Source organism: Micromonospora sp. NPDC000663, from assembly GCF_042898105.1.
GTDB lineage: Bacteria > Actinomycetota > Actinomycetes > Mycobacteriales > Micromonosporaceae > Micromonospora.
Genome location: NZ_JBIAYR010000003.1, coordinates 54,984 through 75,080, shown reverse-complemented (window position 1 = coordinate 75,080; position 20,097 = coordinate 54,984). Strand labels below are relative to the sequence as shown.

General features: G+C 72.0%; 15 protein-coding genes. 10 read left to right on the top strand and 5 right to left on the bottom strand.

The genetic code is table 11. The features are described from left to right. Positions 1-74: 74 nt before the first annotated feature. The 3 genes from ACFY1S_RS12550 to ACFY1S_RS12540 all read right to left on the bottom strand — a co-directional run bounded on the left by ACFY1S_RS12550 (position 75) and on the right by ACFY1S_RS12540 (position 3,480). Complete coding sequence (locus ACFY1S_RS12550; RefSeq protein WP_354816220.1) at positions 75-653, bottom strand: hypothetical protein; 579 nt, start codon at positions 651-653, stop codon at positions 75-77. A 99-nt stretch (positions 654-752) separates the two neighbouring features. Next, positions 753-959, bottom strand: coding sequence for a hypothetical protein (locus tag ACFY1S_RS12545; RefSeq protein ID WP_364369072.1), 207 nt, complete (start codon positions 957-959; stop codon positions 753-755). A 100-nt stretch (positions 960-1,059) separates the two neighbouring features. Beyond that, complete coding sequence (locus tag ACFY1S_RS12540; protein WP_387116247.1) at positions 1,060-3,480, bottom strand: DEAD/DEAH box helicase; 2,421 nt, start codon at positions 3,478-3,480, stop codon at positions 1,060-1,062. 140 nt (positions 3,481-3,620) lie between these two features. Between ACFY1S_RS12540 and ACFY1S_RS12535 the strand changes: the two genes are divergently transcribed. From ACFY1S_RS12535 to ACFY1S_RS12505, 7 genes are all read left to right on the top strand, one after another. Next, on the top strand, positions 3,621-3,977 hold the full coding sequence (locus tag ACFY1S_RS12535) for an STAS domain-containing protein (protein ID WP_387116243.1): 357 nt from the start codon (positions 3,621-3,623) through the stop codon (positions 3,975-3,977). Continuing rightward, positions 3,974-4,411, top strand: a complete 438-nt coding sequence (locus ACFY1S_RS12530) for an ATP-binding protein (RefSeq protein WP_364369066.1) — start codon at positions 3,974-3,976, stop codon at positions 4,409-4,411. The genes ACFY1S_RS12535 and ACFY1S_RS12530 overlap by 4 nt, the downstream gene beginning before the upstream one ends. 317 nt (positions 4,412-4,728) lie before the next feature. Beyond that, complete coding sequence (locus ACFY1S_RS12525) at positions 4,729-7,089, top strand: sodium-translocating pyrophosphatase (protein ID WP_387116239.1); 2,361 nt, start codon at positions 4,729-4,731, stop codon at positions 7,087-7,089. A gap of 102 nt (positions 7,090-7,191) precedes the next feature. Further along, the gene (locus ACFY1S_RS12520; protein ID WP_364369060.1) at positions 7,192-7,734 is read left to right on the top strand and encodes a hypothetical protein; all 543 of its coding nucleotides are present in this window, start codon (positions 7,192-7,194) and stop codon (positions 7,732-7,734) included. Further along, positions 7,725-8,450 (top strand): hypothetical protein, encoded by a 726-nt coding sequence (locus tag ACFY1S_RS12515; RefSeq protein WP_387116236.1) that lies wholly within the window; start codon positions 7,725-7,727, stop codon positions 8,448-8,450. The genes ACFY1S_RS12520 and ACFY1S_RS12515 overlap by 10 nt, the downstream gene beginning before the upstream one ends. Before the next feature lie 351 nt (positions 8,451-8,801). After that, a complete protein-coding gene (gene topA / locus ACFY1S_RS12510) occupies positions 8,802-11,639 on the top strand; it encodes a type I DNA topoisomerase (protein ID WP_387116233.1) in 2,838 nt (945 codons plus the stop codon). Between the two features lie 79 nt (positions 11,640-11,718). After that, entirely contained in the window at positions 11,719-12,945 is a 1,227-nt protein-coding gene (locus ACFY1S_RS12505) for a CapA family protein (RefSeq protein ID WP_387116230.1), read from the top strand. 50 nt (positions 12,946-12,995) lie between these two features. Here ACFY1S_RS12505 and ACFY1S_RS12500 read toward each other — a convergent pair whose 3' ends face one another. Beyond that, complete coding sequence (locus tag ACFY1S_RS12500) at positions 12,996-14,312, bottom strand: D-arabinono-1,4-lactone oxidase (protein WP_387116227.1); 1,317 nt, start codon at positions 14,310-14,312, stop codon at positions 12,996-12,998. 226 nt (positions 14,313-14,538) lie between these two features. On the opposite strand from ACFY1S_RS12500, the gene ACFY1S_RS12495 reads away from it, so the two are divergent. Further along, entirely contained in the window at positions 14,539-15,141 is a 603-nt protein-coding gene (locus ACFY1S_RS12495) for a TetR family transcriptional regulator (RefSeq protein ID WP_364370744.1), read from the top strand. 19 nt (positions 15,142-15,160) lie between these two features. Here the strand turns inward: ACFY1S_RS12495 and ACFY1S_RS12490 are convergent, their stop codons facing one another. Then, positions 15,161-16,369 (bottom strand): alanine racemase, encoded by a 1,209-nt coding sequence (locus ACFY1S_RS12490; RefSeq protein WP_387116224.1) that lies wholly within the window; start codon positions 16,367-16,369, stop codon positions 15,161-15,163. A gap of 149 nt (positions 16,370-16,518) precedes the next feature. Between ACFY1S_RS12490 and tmk the strand changes: the two genes are divergently transcribed. Together tmk and ACFY1S_RS12480 are read left to right on the top strand one after the other, a co-directional pair. Beyond that, positions 16,519-18,777 carry a dTMP kinase gene (gene tmk / locus ACFY1S_RS12485; protein WP_364369045.1) on the top strand — a complete coding sequence of 753 codons (2,259 nt, stop codon included), beginning with the start codon at positions 16,519-16,521 and terminating at the stop codon, positions 18,775-18,777. Next, positions 18,777-20,036, top strand: coding sequence for a DNA polymerase III subunit delta' (locus tag ACFY1S_RS12480; protein WP_387116220.1), 1,260 nt, complete (start codon positions 18,777-18,779; stop codon positions 20,034-20,036). The genes tmk and ACFY1S_RS12480 overlap by 1 nt, the downstream gene beginning before the upstream one ends. Positions 20,037-20,097: the final 61 nt, after the last annotated feature.

Genomic DNA, 20,097 nt, shown 5'->3' with positions numbered 1-20,097 from the left:
GCAACCTGACGCGCCGCGCGCCAGAGCGCCGCCCGCCGCGGATCAGCGGCGGGCGGCGCACAGGGTCTGGACTGTCAGCGCGACTGGAGCGCGTCGAGCGCCACGGCCATCGCGATGACGAGGCGGCGGTCGAGCTGCGGGTTCTGCACCTCGACGACGTACTTGTCGCGCAGGCCCCACTTCTTCACCACGGTGAAGGCCGGCTGGCCATTGGCGGTGAAGTCGAAGTGGTACGGCAGCCAGGACAGCGAGTCGACGAACCGGCGCAGCAGGGCAACCGGCAAGCTGCGCTCCTGACCCGTCACCTGCGGCAGACCGGCCTGCTCGACGTGCCAGGTCGACCGCAGCAGCGACTGGGCGAAGTCCTTGCGGAACAGGCCGATCGCGTTGCCGGCAGCGTCGGTCACGTCGTACGTGGCACCGAGGTCGAGGCGCTGACGGGCCTTGAAGCCGAGCAGGGGCTGCTGCTTCGAGTCGTCCGTGTAGATCGTCACCTGCTCCTTGAAGGCGAGTCGCTTCTGCTGCGCGAACGCGAGCAGCTCACCCTCGGTGCCGTCCGGGGAGACCGCCCGGACCTCGTACTGGTTGACCATCATCCGCAGCCGCTGGCGGACGTGGAACTGGTGCTGGCTCTGCAAGTTGTCGAGCTGCATCTGATCTCCTCAGGGAAATGATGCGCCGGAGTCTCGCACAGCCCGGCAACCAACCGCGCCCCCGCTCTCACCACCGGTGCCGGCGACCCGCCCGTGAGGTCAGCGGCCGTCCGCTGTCGCTACGCGCAGCGCCCACGTGTTGAGGACCTGGTGGATGCCGCGCAGCCGTTCGTTGATCTGCTCCAGCCGTTCCGCCTGGGCCAGCGCGGCAAGCGCGGAGCCGAGCGCGATCTGCTGGTCGAGGGTGAGTTGTTCCTGGTCGATGGTGTAGAGCAGGTCGACGGTCTCGGCGATGGTGTCGGCCACGGCTCCTCCTCGGGGCGCGGGGGTGAACAGCAGGACAGGCATCGATGGAAGCGCTCCCATGCATTGTGCCCCGTGCCGGGTGGATTCATGCAAGGGTCGATCAGGCGGGCAGGTTCGCGAGGACCACGTCGAGCACCCGGACCGCGTCCGGCTTGGAGAGGGGGTTGTTGCCGTTGCCGCACTTCGGTGACTGCACACACGACGGGCAGCCGGCCTCACAGCCGCACTCCGCTATCGCGTCCCGGGTGGCCCGCAGCCACGCCGACGCCGTCCCGTACGCCCGCTCCGCGAAGCCCGCGCCGCCCGGGTGCCCGTCGTAGACGAACACGGTGGGCGCCTCCGTGTCCGGGTGCACGGCGGTGGAGAGCCCGCCGATGTCCCACCTGTCACAGGTGGCCATCAGCGGCAGCAGGCCGATCGCGGCATGTTCGGCGGCGTGCAGCGCACCAGGCACGTCTGCCGGCTGGACCCCGGCCGAGGCCAACGACTGCGGCGACAGCGTGAACCACACCGCCACCGTGCGCAGCTCGCGGGTGGGCAGGTCCAGCGGCCGGGTGTCGATCACCTCGCCGGTGGCGATCCGCCGCCGCTGGTACGACACCACCTGGCTGGTCACGTCCACCTCGCCGAGGAACATGCCGACCGGGCCGGCGTCCACGTAGGAACGCACCGACACCACTGACAGGTCGGTGACGTCCCGTGCGTGGGTGGACCAGTCCGGCTCCTCGACGTGCACAAGCGCGCAGCCGTCGGCGAGGTCGAGGTCGTCCACCACGTACGAGACGCCCTGGTGCAGGTAGACAGCGCCGGGATGGAGCAGGAAGTGCGACGAGCCGCCGTCGACGGTGCCGAGCAGCCGGCCGGTGGCCGACTCCACCACGCAGACCGGTGCGCCGCCCTCGCCGCGCAGGTCCACCTCGGGGCGTTCCCGGTGCCGCCAGTACCAGCCGGTGGGCCGTTGCCGCAGCGCCCCGGCGGCCACCAGCTCGTCGATCGCCTCCTTCGCCCCGTCGCCGAAGAGCGACAGGTCGGCAGGGGTGAGGGGCGCCTCGACGGCGGCGCAGGCCAGCTGCGGGGCCAGCACGTACGGGTTGGCGGGGTCGAGCACCGTCGCCTCCACAGGCGCCCCGAAGATCGCCTCCGGGTGGTGCACGAGGTAGGTGTCGAGCGGGTCGTCGCGGGCCACCAGCACGGCCAGTGCCTCCTGCCCGGAGCGCCCGGCGCGGCCCGCCTGCTGCCACAGTGACGCCCGGGTGCCCGGGTAGCCGCAGATCAGCACGGCGTCCAGCCCGATCAGGTCGACGCCCAGCTCCAGCGCGTTGGTGGAGGCCAGGCCGAGCAGGTCGCCGTGCAGCAGCGCCCGTTCCAGCTCGCGCCGCTCCTCGCGCAGGTAGCCGCCCCGGTAGGCGGCCACCCGGTCGCCGAGCCCCGGGACGGCGTCGTCAAGTGCCCGGCGGGCGTTGGCGGCCACCACCTCGGCGCCCTTGCGGGAGCGGACGAACGCGAGTGTGCGTACCCCCTCGGCGACCGTGTCGGCGAGCAGGTCCGCGGTCTCGCGCAGCGCCGACCGGCGGACCTGGTGGAGGTCGTCGTGGTCGCCGGTCGCCTGCGGGGGCACCGGGGGCGAGGACCCCGAGTCGGGTGGCAGCAGCGGTGGCTCCCAGAGCGCGAAGGTGACCCCGCCGCGCGGTGAGGCGTCCTCGGTGACGGCCGTCACGGGCAGGCCGGTCAGCCGCCCGGCCGCGGTCGCTGGGTCGCCGGAGGTCGCCGAGGCGAGCACGAACACGGGGGTGGCCCCGAACCTGGCGCACTGCCGGCGCAGCCGACGCAGTACGTGCGCCACGTGCGAGCCGAAGACCCCCCGGTAGGTGTGGCACTCGTCGATCACCACGTACGCGAGCCGGCGCAGGAAACCGGACCACTGGGCGTGCCCGGGCAGGATGCCGTGGTGCAGCATGTCCGGGTTGGTCAGCACGAACCGGGAGTGCCTGCGGATCCACTCCCGCTCGGCGCGCGGAGTGTCCCCGTCGTAGCAGGCGGGGCGTACGCCCTCCAGCTCCAGACCGGCGACGGCCCGCAACTGGTCGGCGGCGAGCGCCTTGGTCGGTGCCAGGTAGAGCACCGTGGCCCGGGGGTCGGCGAGCAGGGTGGCCAGCGCCGGGAGCTGGTACGCCATCGACTTGCCGGACGCGGTGCCGGTGGCGACGACGACGTGCCCGCCGTCGTACGCGAGGGTGGCCGCCTCGGCCTGGTGCCGCCAGGGCGCGGCGACGCCGCGACGGGCGAACGCCTCGCGCAGCTCCGGCGGTGCCCACGGCGGCCACGGCGCGGGCACCCCGGCGCGGGCCGGTACCCGTTCGACGTGGGTGACCGGGTCGCCGGCGGTTCGGGCACGCAGCCGACGCAGCAGGTCGACAGGCGTTGGCCCGACGCCTCGACCTGCGGATACGGTGGCGCTGGCCGACGGCTCCAGGTCATGCCGCGGCGACAGACGCGCGGAGCTGAAGTCGTCGGAGGTCACGCCCTGCACTCTCGCACTGGTGTTCGGAGATGAAAAGTCGGGCCGGGGGGTAAAGGGAAGCCTCCGCCGGCGACCGCAGGCTGGCCCGGCGGTAATGGTTAGATGCCCAGAAGAGTTTACGGCTCTGGCGAGGAGGACCGATGGAGCTGTCACTGGCGACCCGCACCGTGGGTGAGCACACGGTGCTCGAGGTCGGCGGTGAGGTGGACGTCTACACCGCGCCCCGGCTCCGCGAACGGCTTCTCGAACTGATCGACGGCGGCGCCCGGCACGTGGTGGTCGACCTCGGTCGGGTGGACTTCCTCGACTCCACCGGGCTGGGTGTGCTGGTCGGCGCGCTCAAGCGGCTGCGTACGGCCGGCGGCTCGTTCGCCCTGGTCTGCGACAAGGAGCCCCTGCTCAAGATCTTCCGGATCACCGCGTTGGACCAGGTGTTCCCGCTGCATCCCACTGTCGATGCCGCGGTCGGCGCGGAGCCGAGCGGCGCCGACGCGTGATGGCGACAGTCCGGCTCTCCTTCTCCCCGGCGCCGGTGCACGTACGCACCGCCCGGCTGGTCGGCGTCGCCGTCGCCAGGCGCGCCGGGGTCCGTGAGGACCTGCTGGACGAGGTGCGGCTGGCCATCGGCGAGGCGTGCACCCGGGCGGTCGCCCTGCACCGGCAGTACGGCGTGCCCGATCCGGTGCTTGTGGAGATGTCCGACGGTGGCTCGTACGCGGTGCGGGTGGTCGACCGGGCGCCGATCGAGGCCAGCATCGGGCTGGCGGCGCTGCCGCCGGACGAACTGGCCAACGAGTCGCTCACCGACGAGGCGTTGACCACAGGCGTCGGCTTCGCGCTGCTGGCCGGCTTCGTCGAGGACCTCCAGGTGCGACCTGTCGACGAGGGCGTCGGCACCGAGGTGCGGATGGTGTGGCCGGTCGGCCGCTGATCCACGACTGTCGTACGAAGGCCGCATCCCCGTCGGGATGCGGCCTTCCTGTCATGGATCGATCCCTATATCAGATTTCGTTTCATAACACAGCGATGAAGATCATCGAGACACGGTGCCACCTGGGTGTGACCTCCAACACTGTGGAGGGCTACAGTACCCGGGTTGTCAGCAAGTGATCCATCCCGCAGCCAGCGGGTATGGGTGGTCATCGCTGGTCCGCTGGTGTGGGTTGGCGCGCTTGCGATTCCGCATCCAGGCGCTGGTCGGTGCGTCTCCACCCACCGGCGCGAGTGTTCGGTAACAGGAGGACACAGATGTCCGAGACCTTGGCCGCCGACGGCGGCGGGCTTTCCCTTACCGGAAGCAATGTGACGTACGTCGTCATCGCCGCGGTGATCGCGCTGGTGGCGCTCGTCTTCGCCGCCGCCCTCACAAAGGCGGTGTTGGCAGCCGGTAAGGGCACCACCAACATGCAGGAGATCTCGGGGGCGGTCCAGGAGGGCGCCTCCGCCTACCTGCTCCGCCAATTCCGCACCCTGGCGATCTTCGTTGTGATCGCCGTGGTGCTGCTCTTCCTGCTGCCGGTGCACGACACCGATGGCAGCGAGACGGCCGTGAAGATCGGCCGCTCGCTCTTCTTCGTGGTGGGCGCACTGTTCAGCGCGTTCATCGGCGGCGCCGGCATGTGGTTGGCCACCCGCGCCAACCTGCGCGTCGCCGCCGCCGCCCGGGAGCGACAGGGTGGCCGCGAGGCCGCCATGAAGATCGCCTTCCGGACCGGTGGCGTGGTCGGCTTCCTCACCGTCGGCCTGGGCCTGTTCGGTGCGGCACTCGTCGTCCTGGTCTACCGGGGCGACGCGCCGACCGTGCTGGAGGGCTTCGGCTTTGGCGCCGCGCTGCTCGCCATGTTCATGCGGGTCGGCGGTGGCATCTTCACCAAGGCCGCCGACGTCGGCGCCGACCTGGTCGGCAAGGTCGAGCAGGGCATCCCGGAGGACGACCCGCGCAACGCCGCCACCATCGCCGACAACGTGGGCGACAACGTCGGTGACTGCGCAGGCATGGCCGCCGACCTGTTCGAGTCGTACGCGGTGACGCTTGTCGCCGCGCTCATCCTCGGCCGGGCCGCGTTCGGCGAGGACGGCCTGGTCTTCCCGCTGATCATCTCCACCATCGGTGTGCTCGTCGCGATCGTCGGCGTCTTCATCACCCGCCTGCGTTCGGCGGACCGCAACGCGCTTACCGCGATCAACAGGGCCTTCTACATCTCGGCGGTGCTCTCCGCGGTGCTGGTGGCGGTCGCCGCGTACGCGTACCTGCCGGCCACCTTCGGCGAGTTCGACGGTGGGCTGACCGACGCGTCAGGCAACCCGCGGCTGGTGGCCATCGGCGCGGTGGTGATCGGTATCGTGCTGGCCGCCGCGATCCAGGCGCTGACCGGCTACTTCACCGAGACGAACCGTCGCCCGGTGCAGGACATCGGCAAGAGCTCCCAGACGGGTGCGGCCACGGTCATCCTCGCCGGCATCAGCATCGGTCTGGAGTCGGCTGTCTACTCGGCGCTTCTCATCGGCGCCGGTGTCTTCGGCGCGTTCCTGCTGGGCGGCAGCTCCATCACGCTGTCGCTGTTCGCGGTGGCGCTGGCCGGCACCGGCCTGCTCACCACCGTCGGCGTCATCGTCGCCATGGACACCTTCGGGCCGATCTCCGACAACGCCCAGGGCATCGCGGAGATGTCCGGCGACATCGACGAGCACGGCGCGCGGACGCTCACCGAGCTGGACGCGGTAGGCAACACCACCAAGGCGATCACCAAGGGCATCGCGATCGCCACGGCGGTCCTCGCCGCCACCGCGTTGTTCGGCTCGTACACCGACTCGCTGCGCACCGCGTACGCGGACGCCGGGGTGGGCGACGTGGGGTCGGAGATCCTCAACTCGCTGAACGTGGCCAACCCGCGCAACCTGGTGGGCCTCATCATCGGCGCGGCTGTGGTCTTCCTCTTCTCCGGGCTTGCCATCAACGCGGTGTCCCGCTCGGCCGGTGCCGTGGTGATGGAGGTCCGCAGGCAGTTCCGTGAGCTGCCCGGCATCATGGACCGCACCCAGCGCCCGGAGTACGGCAAGGTCGTCGACATCTGCACCCGGGACGCGCAGCGCGAGCTGATGACCCCCGGTCTGCTCGCCATCCTGGCGCCGATCGCGGTCGGCTTCGGTCTCGGGCCCGGCGCGCTGGCGTCGTACCTGGCCGGGGCGATCGGGGCGGGCACCCTGATGGCGGTCTTCCTGGCCAACTCCGGTGGAGCGTGGGACAACGCCAAGAAGCTCGTCGAGGACGGCGCGTACGGCGGCAAGGGCTCCGAGGCGCACTCCGCGACTGTCATCGGCGACACCGTCGGCGACCCGTTCAAGGACACCGCCGGCCCGGCGATCAACCCGCTGATCAAGGTGATGAACCTGGTCTCGCTGCTGATCGCGCCGGCCGTGGTGGCGTGGAGCGTCGGCGACGACCGCAACGTCGGTCTGCGGGTGACCATCGCGCTGGTGGCGACGGCGATCATCGTGGCGTCGGTGATGTTCAGCAAGCGCAAGGGCATCGCGATGGACGACTCCGACGCCGGTGGCAACACCGGCGCGGGCAGTACGGACCACCGCCCGGAGACGGTCAGCGCCTGACCGTCGACGGCACCGGGGTCCCCGGTCGACGTACGCGTCGGCCGGGGACCCCGGCCGTCCGGACCGGTGCCACGCCTGGCCAAAGGCCGTACGCTGCAACGCATGCGTACGTGCCGGGCGTCTGCCGCCGGAAAGTTCACGGTGGTCCTGGCCACGATCGTCGTCGTGCTCACCGGCTGTGGAGGGAACCCCAGCCCCCGGGCCTGGGCGGCCACCGTCTGCGGTGCGCTCACCCCGTGGCGCTCCGAGATCGACAAGCTGACCAGCAGCACGGATGAGCAGATGACCGCGCAGACCACCCCGGCGCAGGCCAAGGAGAACCTGGTGCGGCTCTTCGGCGGGGCGGAGCAGGCGAGCGAGACCGCACGCCGCAAGGTGGAGCAGGCCGGCGTGCCGGAGACCGACAACGGCGAGGTGATCTCCGCAGGCTTCCGTGGCTCCCTGGAGAAGATGCGGGACGCGTACGGCCGGGCCCGGGACACCATCGACAAGCTGAGCACGAGCGAGCCGACCGCCTTCTACGCCGGTGTGCGGGCCGCCGTCGAGACGCTCAACAAGGAGTACGACGCCAGCGCCCTGGACACCAGCCAGCTCAACTCCGAGGAGCTGAAACAGGCCTTCGACGAGGTGCCGGAGTGTCGCTGAGCGGGCTCGGTGACCCCGGGAAGGCGCAACCGCCCCCGGCGCTGTTCCCCGCGCCCGAGCCCGACGTGTCCGTACCCGCGCGGCGGCGCGGAGGCTCGACCCACCCTGACCCACAGGTCCCGGCCGACGACGCCGGCAGGCAACTGGTCTTCTTCGGCGCCGACGCGGCCGAGCCGACGGTCGCCGACCTGGCCGGACTGCTCGCCGGTCCGGGCGAGGTGGTACGGATGGGCGGCACCGCACGCCTCTCGGTACGTGTGGACGCCGCCTGGCGGGTGCACGTGCTCGTCGCCGAACTCAGACAGCGCGGGCTGGCGGCGAGCTGGGAGCCGACCGGGGACGAGCGACACGCCGTCCGTACGTCGTACACCCGGGTCTTGAAACCGCTCGCGGCGGCCTGGCTGAACGGCCCGGCGAAACGCCCACCTGCCACCTTCCATCTCACCGGCCGGCGGCTGCGGTTGTGGCTCGCCGCCGCCGGGACGCCGGAGCCGCCCGGCGGGTTCCTGCTGGGGCTCGGGGAGAGCGACCGGGAGTGTTGGGAACCGGTGGGCGCGGCGCTCGCCGCCGCCGGGCTGGCCGGCACGTTCATCGGCTCTGACGAGGGCGGACCGGCGTACCGGATCACCGGCCGTCGCCGCCTGGCCCGGCTCGCCGAGCTGGTCGGCGGCCCCCCGCCCGCCACTCCGGCCGACGCCTGGCCGGTGCGTCCCTGAGCTCCCTGTCGGGTGGGGGCGGGCCTGGGCGGCGAGGTGTCAGGTGTAGGACAGTCCGGCGGGTCGATCCAGGCCGAAAACGGGCGGGTGGGACCTCGGCCGACGGTCCGCCATCGTCACAGTGACCCGCTTCGGGGCCTACCCACGGTGTACGGTGGCGCCGTCCGGCAGTGCCGAGCGCGGCGGGGCGGGAGTTGACAGTCGCGCGGTGGCGGTTTGCCGCCCGCGAAGCCCGAAACGCGGACGGCGCGTTACGTTGGACATCCGGACCGCCGGTGCGACGGCGGGGTCGAAAGCGGTCGCTGTCCGGGCGCCGGCAGGCCACGAGCAGGAGTGAGGTCGGGGAGAGACGTGCCGAGCAACGCTGGAACCACCCGTCTGGTCATCGTCGAGTCACCGGCGAAGGCCAAGACGATCTCGGGCTACCTCGGCCCGGGGTACGTCGTGGAGGCCAGCTTCGGTCACGTCCGCGACCTGCCGCGCAACGCCGCCGACGTGCCTGCCAAGTACAAGGGTGAGTCCTGGGCCCGCCTCGGCGTGGACGTGGACAACGGCTTCCACGCCCTCTACGTCGTCTCCGCCGACCGCAAACAGCAGATCAGCAAGCTGGTGAAGCTGGCCAAGGAGGTCGACGAGATCTTCCTGGCCACGGATGAGGACCGCGAGGGCGAGGCGATCGCCTGGCACCTCGTGGAGACGCTCAAGCCCAAGGTGCCGGTCAAGCGGATGGTCTTCCACGAGATCACCAAGCCGGCGATCCAGGCGGCGGTGGCCAACCCCCGGGAGATCGACCGCGACCTGGTCGACGCCCAGGAGGCGCGGCGGATCCTCGACCGGCTCTACGGCTACGAGGTCTCCCCGGTGCTGTGGAAGAAGGTCATGCCGAGGCTCTCGGCCGGCCGCGTGCAGTCCGTGGCGACCCGGATCGTGGTCGAGCGGGAGCGGCAGCGGATGGCGTTCCGCACCGCCGAGTACTGGGACATCCTGGCCACCCTCGCCGTGGCGGACGCCGGCGAGGGGCCGCGCAACTTCAACGCCACACTCATCGCGCTGAACGGCGACCGGATCGCCACCGGTAAGGACTTCGAGCCGACCACGGGCCGCGTCCGCGCCGGCGCCGGGGTCGTCCACCTCGACGAGAGCGGCGCTCGGGGCCTCGCGGCGCGCCTCGACGGGCGGCCGTTCACAGTCACCCGGGTCGAGGAGAAGCCCTACCGCCGCCGGCCGTACGCGCCGTTCATCACCTCCACCCTCCAGCAGGAGGCGGCCCGCAAGCTGCGCCTGTCCTCGCAGCAGACGATGCGCACCGCGCAGCGCCTGTACGAGAACGGCTACATCACCTATATGCGTACCGACTCGGTGAACCTGTCCGAGACGGCCATCTCGGCGGCCCGCCGGCAGATCGTCGAGCTGTACGGCGAGCGCAGCGTGCCGCCGGAGCCGCGCCGCTACACCGGCAAGGTGAAGAACGCGCAGGAGGCGCACGAGGCGATCCGCCCGGCGGGGGACAACTTCCGCACCCCGGGCGAGGTGGCCAAGGAGCTGTCCGCCGAGGAGTTCAAGCTCTACGAGCTGATCTGGCGGCGGACCATCGCCTCGCAGATGACCGACGCGGTCGGCTCCAGCGTGTCGGTGCGGATCCGGGCGGTCTCCACCTCGCAGGAGGAGGCCGACTTCGGCGCGACCGGCAAGACCATCACGGACCCGGGCTTCCTGCGCGCGTACGTCGAGTCCTCCGACGACGAGAACGCCGAGGCCGAGGACGCCGAGCGCCGGCTGCCCACCCTGGTCAAGGACCAGCCGCTGACCGCCGACGAGCTGGCCGCGCAGGGCCACCACACCCAGCCGCCGTCGCGCTACACGGAGGCGTCGCTGGTCAAGGCCCTGGAAGAGCTGGGCATCGGCCGCCCGTCCACGTACGCGTCGATCATGCAGACGATCCAGGACCGGGGGTACGTCACCAAGCGCGGTCAGGCGATGATCCCGACCTTCCTGGCGTTCGCGGTCATCGGGTTGATGGAGCGGCACTACCCGCGCCTCATCGACTACGACTTCACCGCCACAATGGAGAACGAGCTGGACGAGATCGCCGGCGGTGACCACGCCGCTGTCGACTTCCTCACCGCGTTCTACTTCGGCAGCGCCAACGGCGCCGGCGACCAGGACATCGCCCGCTCCGGCGGGTTGAAGAAGCTGGTCACCGAGAACCTGAGCGACATCGACGCGCGAAGCGTCAACTCGATCCCCCTCTTCACCGACGACGAGGGCCGCGAGGTCGTCGTACGGGTCGGCCGGTACGGGCCGTACCTCCAGCGTGCGGTGCCCGGCGAAGCCCCGACGACACCTGCCGAGGGCGAGGAGGCCGGTGCCCAGGGCGACCGGGCGCCGATTCCCGAGGGCCTGGCCCCGGACGAGCTGACCCCGGAGAAGGTCCACGAGCTGTTCCTCGGCGGCGGTGGTGAGCGCAAGCTGGGCGACGACCCCGCCACCGGCGAGCCGATCGTGCTCAAGTCCGGCCGGTTCGGCCCGTACGTGTCCAGCGGCGAGCGCAAGTCGTCGCTGCTGCGGACGCAGACACCTGACTCGCTGACCCTGGACGAGGCACTCAAGCTGCTCAGCCTTCCCCGGCTGGTGGGCGTCGCGCCGGACGGTGTCGAGGTGTTCGCCAACAACGGCCGCTACGGTCCGTACGTGAAGCGGGGCGAGGAGTTCCGCTCGCTGGAGTCCGAGGACCAGATGTTCACCGTCGGTCTGGACCAGGCGCTGGCCCTGTTGGCCGCCCCGAAGACCCGTGGACGGCGGGCCGCCGCGCCGCCGCTGCGGGAGATGGGCGTCGACCCGGCGACCGAGAAGCCCCTGGTGATCAAGGATGGGCGCTTCGGCCCGTACGTCACCGACGGGGAGTTCAACGCGTCGCTGCGGCGCGGGCAGACCCCTGAGGCGTTGACCCTGGAGGAAGCCTCCGAGATGCTCGCCGAGAAGCGGGCAAAGGGTCCGGCGCCGCGCAAGAAGGCGGCGGCGAAGAAGGCGCCCGCCAAGAAGGCGACGGCCACCAAGAAGACGGCCGCCGCCAGCAAGTCCACGGCCGCTAAGAAGACCACCACCGCCAAGGCGACGGCGGCCAGGAAGGCGGCCCCGGCGAAGAAGGCGGCCCCGAAGAAGGCCACCGCCAGTCCTGCCGAGGAGTGACAGCCAGCAAGCCGCCCCTAATGGGTTAGATGTCCAATTTGGTGGCGAGGCTCTGGTGTGGACTGCCTAATGTGAGGGGATGTTCGCAGCTCCTGTCCCGCGGCGGCGCGTGCTCGTCGGTGCTGCGGCGGGTGCGGTGCTGCTCGCCGTGGCCGCGGTCGGCATCCGCACGATGGACGCGGACAGCCCCTCGCTAGCCGTCGCCACCGCGTCGCACGCCTCCCCGCACACCGGCGCCCCCAGGGCGTCCACCGGGCCGACCCGGGATCCCGCCAACCGGCGGACCGTGCGACTCGTCGCCGCCGGTGACGTTCTGATCCATCCAGCGGTGACCGACCAGGCGCGCCGGGACGGTGCCCGTGCCGGCGGCATGGACTTCGCGCCGATGTTCGCCGGGGTCGCCCCGGCGGTCCGTGGCGCCGACCTGGCGCTGTGCCACCTCGAGACGCCACTTGCCGATCCCGAGGGTCCGTTCGCCGGCTATCCGTCGTTCAACGCGCCCCCGCAGGTGCTCGACGGGCTGCGCACCACCGGATTCGACGGCTGCTCGACCGCCTCCAACCACACCCTCGACCAGGGCGCCGACGGGGTGGCCCGGACAATCCGCGCACTCGACGCCGCCGGGCTGGGGCACACCGGCAGCGCCCGCAGCGCCGCCGAAGCGGCCAGGCCCCGGATCTACCAGGTCGGCGACGTCCGCGTCGCCCACCTGGCGTACAGCCTGAATCTCAACGGGCTGAGCCGCCCCCCGGGCCAGCCGTGGCTGGCCAACCTGATCGATCCGCCCGAGATCCTCGCCGCCGCCCACAAGGCCCGCAGCGCCGGCGCCGACATCGTCGTGCTCAGCCTGCACTGGGGTACGGAGTATCAGCACCTGCCGGACGCCGACCAGCGGGCCTGGGCCCAGCAGCTGATCTCTTCGCCCGACGTGGACCTCATCCTGGGCCATCACGCCCACGCGGTGCAGCCGTTCCAGCGCTTCGGCGACAAGTGGGTGGTCTTCGGCATGGGCAACGAGCTGGCCCGGCACGAGGAGCCGATCGACGACAACCGCGAGGGTGTGATGGCCCGGGCGACCTTCACCGAGACCGCCCCGGGGCGCTGGACGGTGACCCGGATGGAGGCACTGCCAACCTGGACCGACCTGGCGCCGGCCCTCCGGCTGGTCGACCTGACCGCAGCGCTTGCCGACCCGGGCACCCCGCCAGGTCTGCGGCGCGACTACCGGGCGGCGTACCAGCGGGTGCTCGGCTACGTCCGGGCCCTGGGTGCCGGCGCGGACCAGGTGGTGGCGTCGGGCGGCTGAGCGCCGCCGCCGAGGACGCCGCCGACCTGGACGACCTCGCGCTCTAGCCGTCAGGCCCCGAGGACGTGGGTCAGGTGAGGGCTGGCGAACACCCGGTCGGGGTCCAGGCGGTCGCGGACGGCCTGGAAGTCGGCGAAGCGGGGGTACGCGGTGGCCAGCGAGGCCGCGTCGCGGTAGTGCAGTTTGCCCCAGTGCGGGCGACCGCCCAGCTCGGTGGCGACCTTCTCGAAGGCCTGGAAGTACGGCTCGTACGGCATCCCGACGTACTGGTGCACGGCGATGTACGCGTTGTCCCGGCCGTAGCCGTGCGAGAGCCAGATGTCGTCGGCGGCGGTGAAGCGCACCTCGACCGGGAACAGCACCTTGAACGGCAGCCCGTCGACGATCCGTCGGAGCGCGGCGAGCGCGTCGGGCAGCGCCTCGCGGGGAAGCCCGTACTCCATCTCGACGAAGCGGACCCGGCGTGGGGTGCAGAAGACCCGGTCGGAGCGGCCTGTGTAGCGGCGTTCGGTGAGCGCGCGGGCGGACACGGCGCTGATGCCGGGGGCCAGTGCCGGCACGGCCCGGCCGAGACGGCAGGCGCCGGCGAAGACGGTGTTGGACAGGAAGTCGTCGTCCAGCCAGCCGCGCCAGCGGGGCAGCGGCCGGTCGTTGGTGGGTACCCGGTCGTTGGCCTTGACCTGGACCCGGGACGTGTACGGGAACCAGTAGAACTCGACGTGGTCGTGTCTGCCGATGAGCGCGGGCAGCTCGTCGAGCACGTCGGACAGGGCTGCGGGGCGTTCGTGGGCGCGCAGCACGAAGGCGTCCACGCAGCGCAGGGTGACCTCGACCAGGACGCCGAGCGCGCCGAGGGACACCCGGGCGGCGGCGAGGACGTCGGGGTGTTCGTCAGCCGAGCAGCGCAGCACCTCTCCGGTGCCGGTGACCAGGGTGACGGCCTCGACGAAGGTGGACAGGCAGCCGTAGCCGGCGCCGGTGCCGTGGGTGCCTGTGGAGATCGCCCCGGCCACGGTCTGCGCGTCGATGTCACCGAGGTTGGGCAGCGCGAGCCGGTGCCGGGCGAGGAGGCTGTTGAGCGCGTGCAGGGTCATTCCCGCCGGTACGGTGACCAGCCGGCGTTCGACGTCGACGCTGATGGTGGTGGCCAGTTCGGAGAGTTCCATCCGCCTGTCGTCGGCGAGCGCGACGGCGGTGAACGAGTGGCCGCTGCCGGTCACCCGGATCCGGTGACCGGTCGCCGCCGCGTCGAGGACGGCTTCGGTGACGTCTTCCGGCGAGGCGGGGCGCAGGATGGCGGTGGCGCTGCCACGCTGGTTGCCGGCCCAGTTGGACCAACGGGCGGTGGGCGGTGCGGTGCCGACCATGCGCACTCCTCATTCATGAATATGAACTGACTTCATATCAGGAACGTTGTACCTGGTAAATACCGCAATCGAGCCCCGCTCGTTGTACCGGTAGTCACGGACTCGTGACGTGTAGATATGTTCATCCGTCGAAGGGGGGTGGCACCGAGTGTCCACACCAGCCGCCACGACCGGGCCGCTGCGCCGCGTACCGGTGCAGGGTCGAAGTGTCGCGCGGGTACAGCGCATGTTGGATGCCTGCGCCGAACTCGTCGACGAGGTGGGGTACGAGGGGCTGACCACCACTCTGCTCGCCGAGCGTGCCGAGGTGGCGATCGGGTCGGTCTACCAGTTCTTCCCGGACAAGCGGGCGATCGTTCAGGCGTTGACGCTGCGCACGATGGAGTCCTACCTCCAGCGGCTCGACGAGCGGTTCGCCTCCGACGAGATGACCCACTGGTGGGACGGCGTCGACGCGGGCATCGACGAGTACATCACGATGCACCGCACCGTCCCCGGTTTCCGTACCCTGCACTTCGGCGACGTGGTCGACCTGCACCTGCTCGACGAGCAACGGGACAACAACGGCGTGATCGCCGACCAGTTGGCACGGGTGCTCACCGAACGTTTCGGCCTCACCGACGTACCGAAGCTGCGCTTCGTGCTGGAGATCGCGGTGGAGGCGGCGGACGCGCTGATCAAGCTCGCCTTCCGCCGGAAGCCCAACGGTGACGAGCGGGTGCTGCTGGAAGCGAAGGCGCTGATCCGGGAGTATCTGCACCGTCAGGTCGACGGCCGGGACAGCGACCGGACCGCCGACGAGCCGGCCGGGGCGGCGCAACCCGCCTGACGCGGCGCCGGGGCCGGCCTCAGAGGAAGGCCTGCCCCTCGCCCCGGTAGGTGGGCACGGTCGCCACGACCGCGTCCCCCTCGACCAGGTGCAGCTCGTTGACGCGTTCGCACAGCTCGCCGGCCTTGGCATGCCGGAACCACACCCGGTCGCCGACGCGCAGGGCAGCAGCTGCCGGGCCGGCCAGCGGGGTCTGCACCTCGCCGGCGCCCTCGGTCCCGACCAGCTTCAGCCCGGCCGGCAGCCACGGCCGGGGCAGCCGGCTGTCGGCGGCCGGACCTGAGGCGATCCACCCGCCGCCGAGCACCGTCGCCAGCTCCGGCGTCGGCCGGCGGACCACCGCGCAGGCGAAGAACGCCGCCGGGGTGGGTTGCCAGGCGCGGTAGGCGTCGAACAGCGTCGGCCCGTACAGGCCCGATCCCGCGGTGACCTCGGTGACCGCGGGATCGGCGCTGGTCGCGGCCACGCTGCCGGTGCCGCCGCCGTTGACGAATTCCAGGTCGGCGTGTTCGCGTACCGCGGCCACCGCCGCGCCCCGGCGGGCCAGCAACTCGCGGTACGACCCGCGCTGGGCCAGCCTGATCGCGCCGGCCAGCAGCGTCTGCCCCGGCGGAGCATCGCCCAGGCCGGCGATCTGCGCCTCGTACGACATGAGCCCGACCAGCCGGAAGCCGGCCCGGCCGGCGACTGTGGCGGCGAGGGCGCCGGCCGCCCGGGCGCTGTGCACAGGTGAGCGGCGTACGCCCACGTGCACCCGCCCGCGCAGCGGTCGCCAGGACGCGTCCAGATCGAGGCAGAGCCGCAGCTCGGCGAGCTGCCCGGGGGCGCGGACGTGGTCGATGAAATCGAGCTGCCCGGTGCCGTCGATCATCAGGGTGATCGCAGCGGCCAGTGCCGGGTCGGCGGCCAGCTCGGCGAGGGCCGCCCGGTCCGCGGTGGGGTACGCGAGCAGCACGTCGTCGCTCACGCCGGCCCGGACGAGCCAGATCGCCTCGGGCAGGGTGAACGCCATCACGCCCCGCCAGCCGCGCCGGCTGAGCGCCCGTCTGATCAACTCCCGGCTGCGGACCGACTTGCTGGCGAGGCGGACCGGCTTGCCGGCGGCGCGTTCGGCAAGCGCGGCCGAGTTGGCGTCGAAGGCGGTGAGGTCGACCACGGCGTACGGCGGGTCGAGGTGGGTGGTCGCCCGGTCCAGGCGCTCGCGAAGTTTGTCGCTTTCGATGGCCACGTGTGCACGCTAACTGTCCGACGATGAATGCGAAACACCCTCGCGTACGTCCGGGCTGCGGTCGGTGCCTCAAGCGGCCTAGGCTCAGCGAGCAGGAGAATGTCGCCAGTGGGGCGGCCCCCCACCGGGACTAGAGTGTTCCACCGGGAATGCCCAGCGATGGGCCGGCACGTGGAGGTACGGCCATCGAAAGCCAGAACAGCGGCGAGTCGCCCGGCGTGTCGCGCCCGGGGGACCAGTCGGGCAACGCCGCCAACAAGCCCAACGGCGGCCAGGTCGACGCGTCCGGCTACGCCGCCATCCGCTCGGTGCTGCGCATCCGGCCGTTCCGCAGGCTCTGGATCGTGCTCGGCGCGGCCTCCTTCGGGGACTGGCTCGGCCTGCTGGCCACTGCCCTCTTCGCCGCCTCGCAGGTGCAGGGCAGCACCGCCCAGGGTGCCGCGTTCGGTGGGGTCACCGCGATCCGGCTGCTGCCCGCGCTGGTGCTCGGTCCGGTGGCCGGCGTCTTCGCCGACCGGTTCGACAGGCGCTGGACGATGGTCATCTGCGACCTGCTGCGCTTCGTGCTCTTCGCCTCCATTCCGCTCTACGCCCTCAGCGGTGCCGCAGGCGGCCTGGTGGTCGGCTGGGCGCTCATCGCCACCTTCCTGATCGAGTCGCTCACCCTGCTGTGGATTCCGGCCAAGGAGGCCGCGGTCCCCAACCTGATCCCGCGGGCCCGACTGGAGGCGGCGAACCAGCTCACCCTCATCACCACCTACGGCCTCACCCCGGTCGCCGCGGCCATCGGCCTCGCCGTGCTCGACCGTGGTGTCCGAGGCGCCGTGGGTGGCGACCTGCCCTCCTGGGCGGAGCCCGCCCAGCTCGCGCTCTGGTTCAACGCCTTCTCCCGGCTCGCCACCGCGTTGGTGGTGGCGTTCGGGATCAAGGAGATCAGCGAGGCGCAGCGCGGCGAGGCGGAGCGTGCCGAGCAGAGCATGTTCCGGCAGTTCTCCGAGGGCTGGAAGTACATCGGTCAGACACCGCTCGTCCGGGGCCTGGTGCTCGGCATCTTCGGCGCCTTCGCCGGCGGCGGCATCGTGGTCGGCACGGCCAAGTTCTTCGCCAATTCGCTGGGCGCCGGTGACGCCGCGTTCTCACTGCTCTTCGGCGCGATCTTCGTCGGCCTGGCGCTCGGCATCGGGCTCGGCCCGATGGTCGTCAAGGAGATGTCCCGGCGCCGCTGGTTCGGCATGAGCATCGTCCTCGCCAGCGCCGCCGTGATGACCCTCGCCTTCGCCATCCACCTGTCCATGGCGATCGTCGGCGCGGTGCTTGTCGGCGCCGGCGCCGGCATGGCCTTCCTGGCCGGCACCACCCTGCTGGGCGGCGAGGTGGCCGACGAGGTGCGAGGCCGGGTCTTCGCGGTGGTGCAGATCGGCACCCGGCTGGTGCTGATCCTGGCCATCGGGCTGAGCAGCGTGCTGGTCGGCGTCGGTGGCTCACGCAAGCTGGAGATCGCCGACCTGGGCCTGTCCATCTCGTCGACCCGACTGCTGCTGCTCGCCGCCGGTGCCGCAGGCATCTTCGCCGGGATCAGCGCGTTCGGGCAGATGGACGACAAGAAGGGCGTACCGGTCCTCGCCGACCTCTGGGGCTCCATCCGGGGTCGTCCGCTCATGCCGTCCGAGCCGTTCGTCTCCGCCGGGCTCTTCGTGGTCTTCGAGGGCGGCGAGGGCGCCGGGAAGTCCACCCAGCTCACCGCGCTCGCCGAGCGGCTGCGCGATCAGGGGTGCGACGTCGTCGTCACCCGCGAGCCGGGGGCCACAGGCGTCGGACAACGGATCCGGTCCCTCGTGCTTGACACCTCCGGCGACGACGCGCCGTCCCCACGCGCCGAGGCGCTGCTGTACGCCGCCGACCGGGCGCACCACGTGGCCACCGTCGTCCGTCCCGCGCTGGTCCGGGGTGGTGTGGTGATCAGCGACAGGTACGTCGACTCGTCCCTGGCGTACCAGGGTGCGGGGCGTACTCTCCCGGTCGACGAGGTCTCCTGGCTCTCCTCCTGGGCCACCGGCGGCCTCAAGCCGGACCTGGTGGTCCTGCTCGACGTCGAGCCGCGCACCGGCCTGTCCCGGGTGGCCTCGCGCAACACCGGCACCGACCGCCTGGAGGCCGAGTCCGTCGCGTTCCACGAGCGCGTCCGGTACGCCTTCCTCGACCTCGCCGCCTCCGACCCGAAGCGCTACCTGGTGCTCGACGCGTCCCGGCCGGCCGACGAGATCACCGCGCAGGTGGTCCGCCGGGTCGAGGAGATGCTCGGCAAGCCGGGCGGCATCGTGCACCCCCGCCCGGCGCAGGGCCCGGACACGTCGGTGCAGCCTGAGTTATCCGACGCGGAGCTGGTGACGATGGAGCACAAGACCTGATGCCTGACGTCTTCGCCGACCTGGTCGGTCAGGACGAGGCGGTCGCCGAACTGCGCCGGGCCGCCGTCGCGGCAGCGACCGTGCTGCGTACCGGTGCCGCCGACCGGGAGCCCGCGCTGATCGCCGCCGGCCCGACCAGCGGCACCGACGCCGCGCCCGTTGGCGTGGACCCGTCCAGCGGGATGACCCACGCCTGGATCTTCACCGGCCCGCCCGGCTCCGGCCGCTCGGTGGCCGCGCGGGCCTTCGCCGCCGCGCTCCAGTGCGCGTACGGCACCGGCTGCGGCGAGTGCCCCGGCTGCCACACGACGATGGGTGGCACCCACGCCGACGTGCGGATGGTGGTGCCCGAGGGGCTGTCCATCGGCGTCGGCGAGATGCGCGCTCTGGTGCTGCGCGCGGCCAGCACCCCGTCCGGCGGGCGGTGGCAGGTGGTGGTCATCGAGGACGCCGACCGGCTCACCGAGGCGGCCGGCAACGCGCTGCTCAAGGCGATCGAGGAGCCGCCACCGCGTACGGTCTTCCTGCTCTGTGCCCCGTCCACCCACCCGGACGACGTCTCGGTGACCATCCGGTCGCGCTGTCGTGTCGTACCCCTGCGGCAGCCGCCGGCCGTGGCGGTGGCCGAGGTGCTGGTCCGGCGGGACGGCATCGCGCCCGACGTGGCGCAGTGGGCGGCGGCGGCCGCGCAGGGGCATGTCGGGAGGGCCCGCCGGCTGGCCCGCGACCCGGAGGCCCGTAAGCGACGCGAGGCGGTGCTCGCCGTTCCTCGCCGGCTGACCGGTGTCGGCGCGGCGTTCGACGCGGCGTCGGCGCTGATCGAGGCAGCCGAGGCGGAGGCCGAGGCGTCGGTCGCCGAATCGGACACGGCCGAGCGGGCGGCCCTGGAGACGGCGCTCGGCGCGGGCGGCACCGGGCGGGGCGCGGCAGGCGCGATCCGGGGTGCCGCCGGCCAGCTCAAGGAGTTGGAGAAGCGGCAGAAGTCCCGGGCCACCCGGGCGCAGCGTGACGCGCTGGACCGGGCGCTCGTCGACCTGGCCGGCTTCTACCGCGACGCGCTCACCATGGCGCTGCGCGCCCCCGTCGCCCCGGTGCACACCGACACGGCGGCGCTGGCCGGTGCCGGCGCGCAGAAGTGGGACGCCGAGGGGGCGCTGCGCCGCCTGGAGGCCGTGCTCGCCTGCCGGGCGGCGATCGAGGCGAACGTCAAGCCGCGGATCGCCGTCGAGGCCATGATGCTCGCCCTCTGGAAGGGCTGACCCGCAGCTCCCCGGCCCGTGGTCCCACCTGGGGGACCGGTCATCCACAGGCATCGACAGG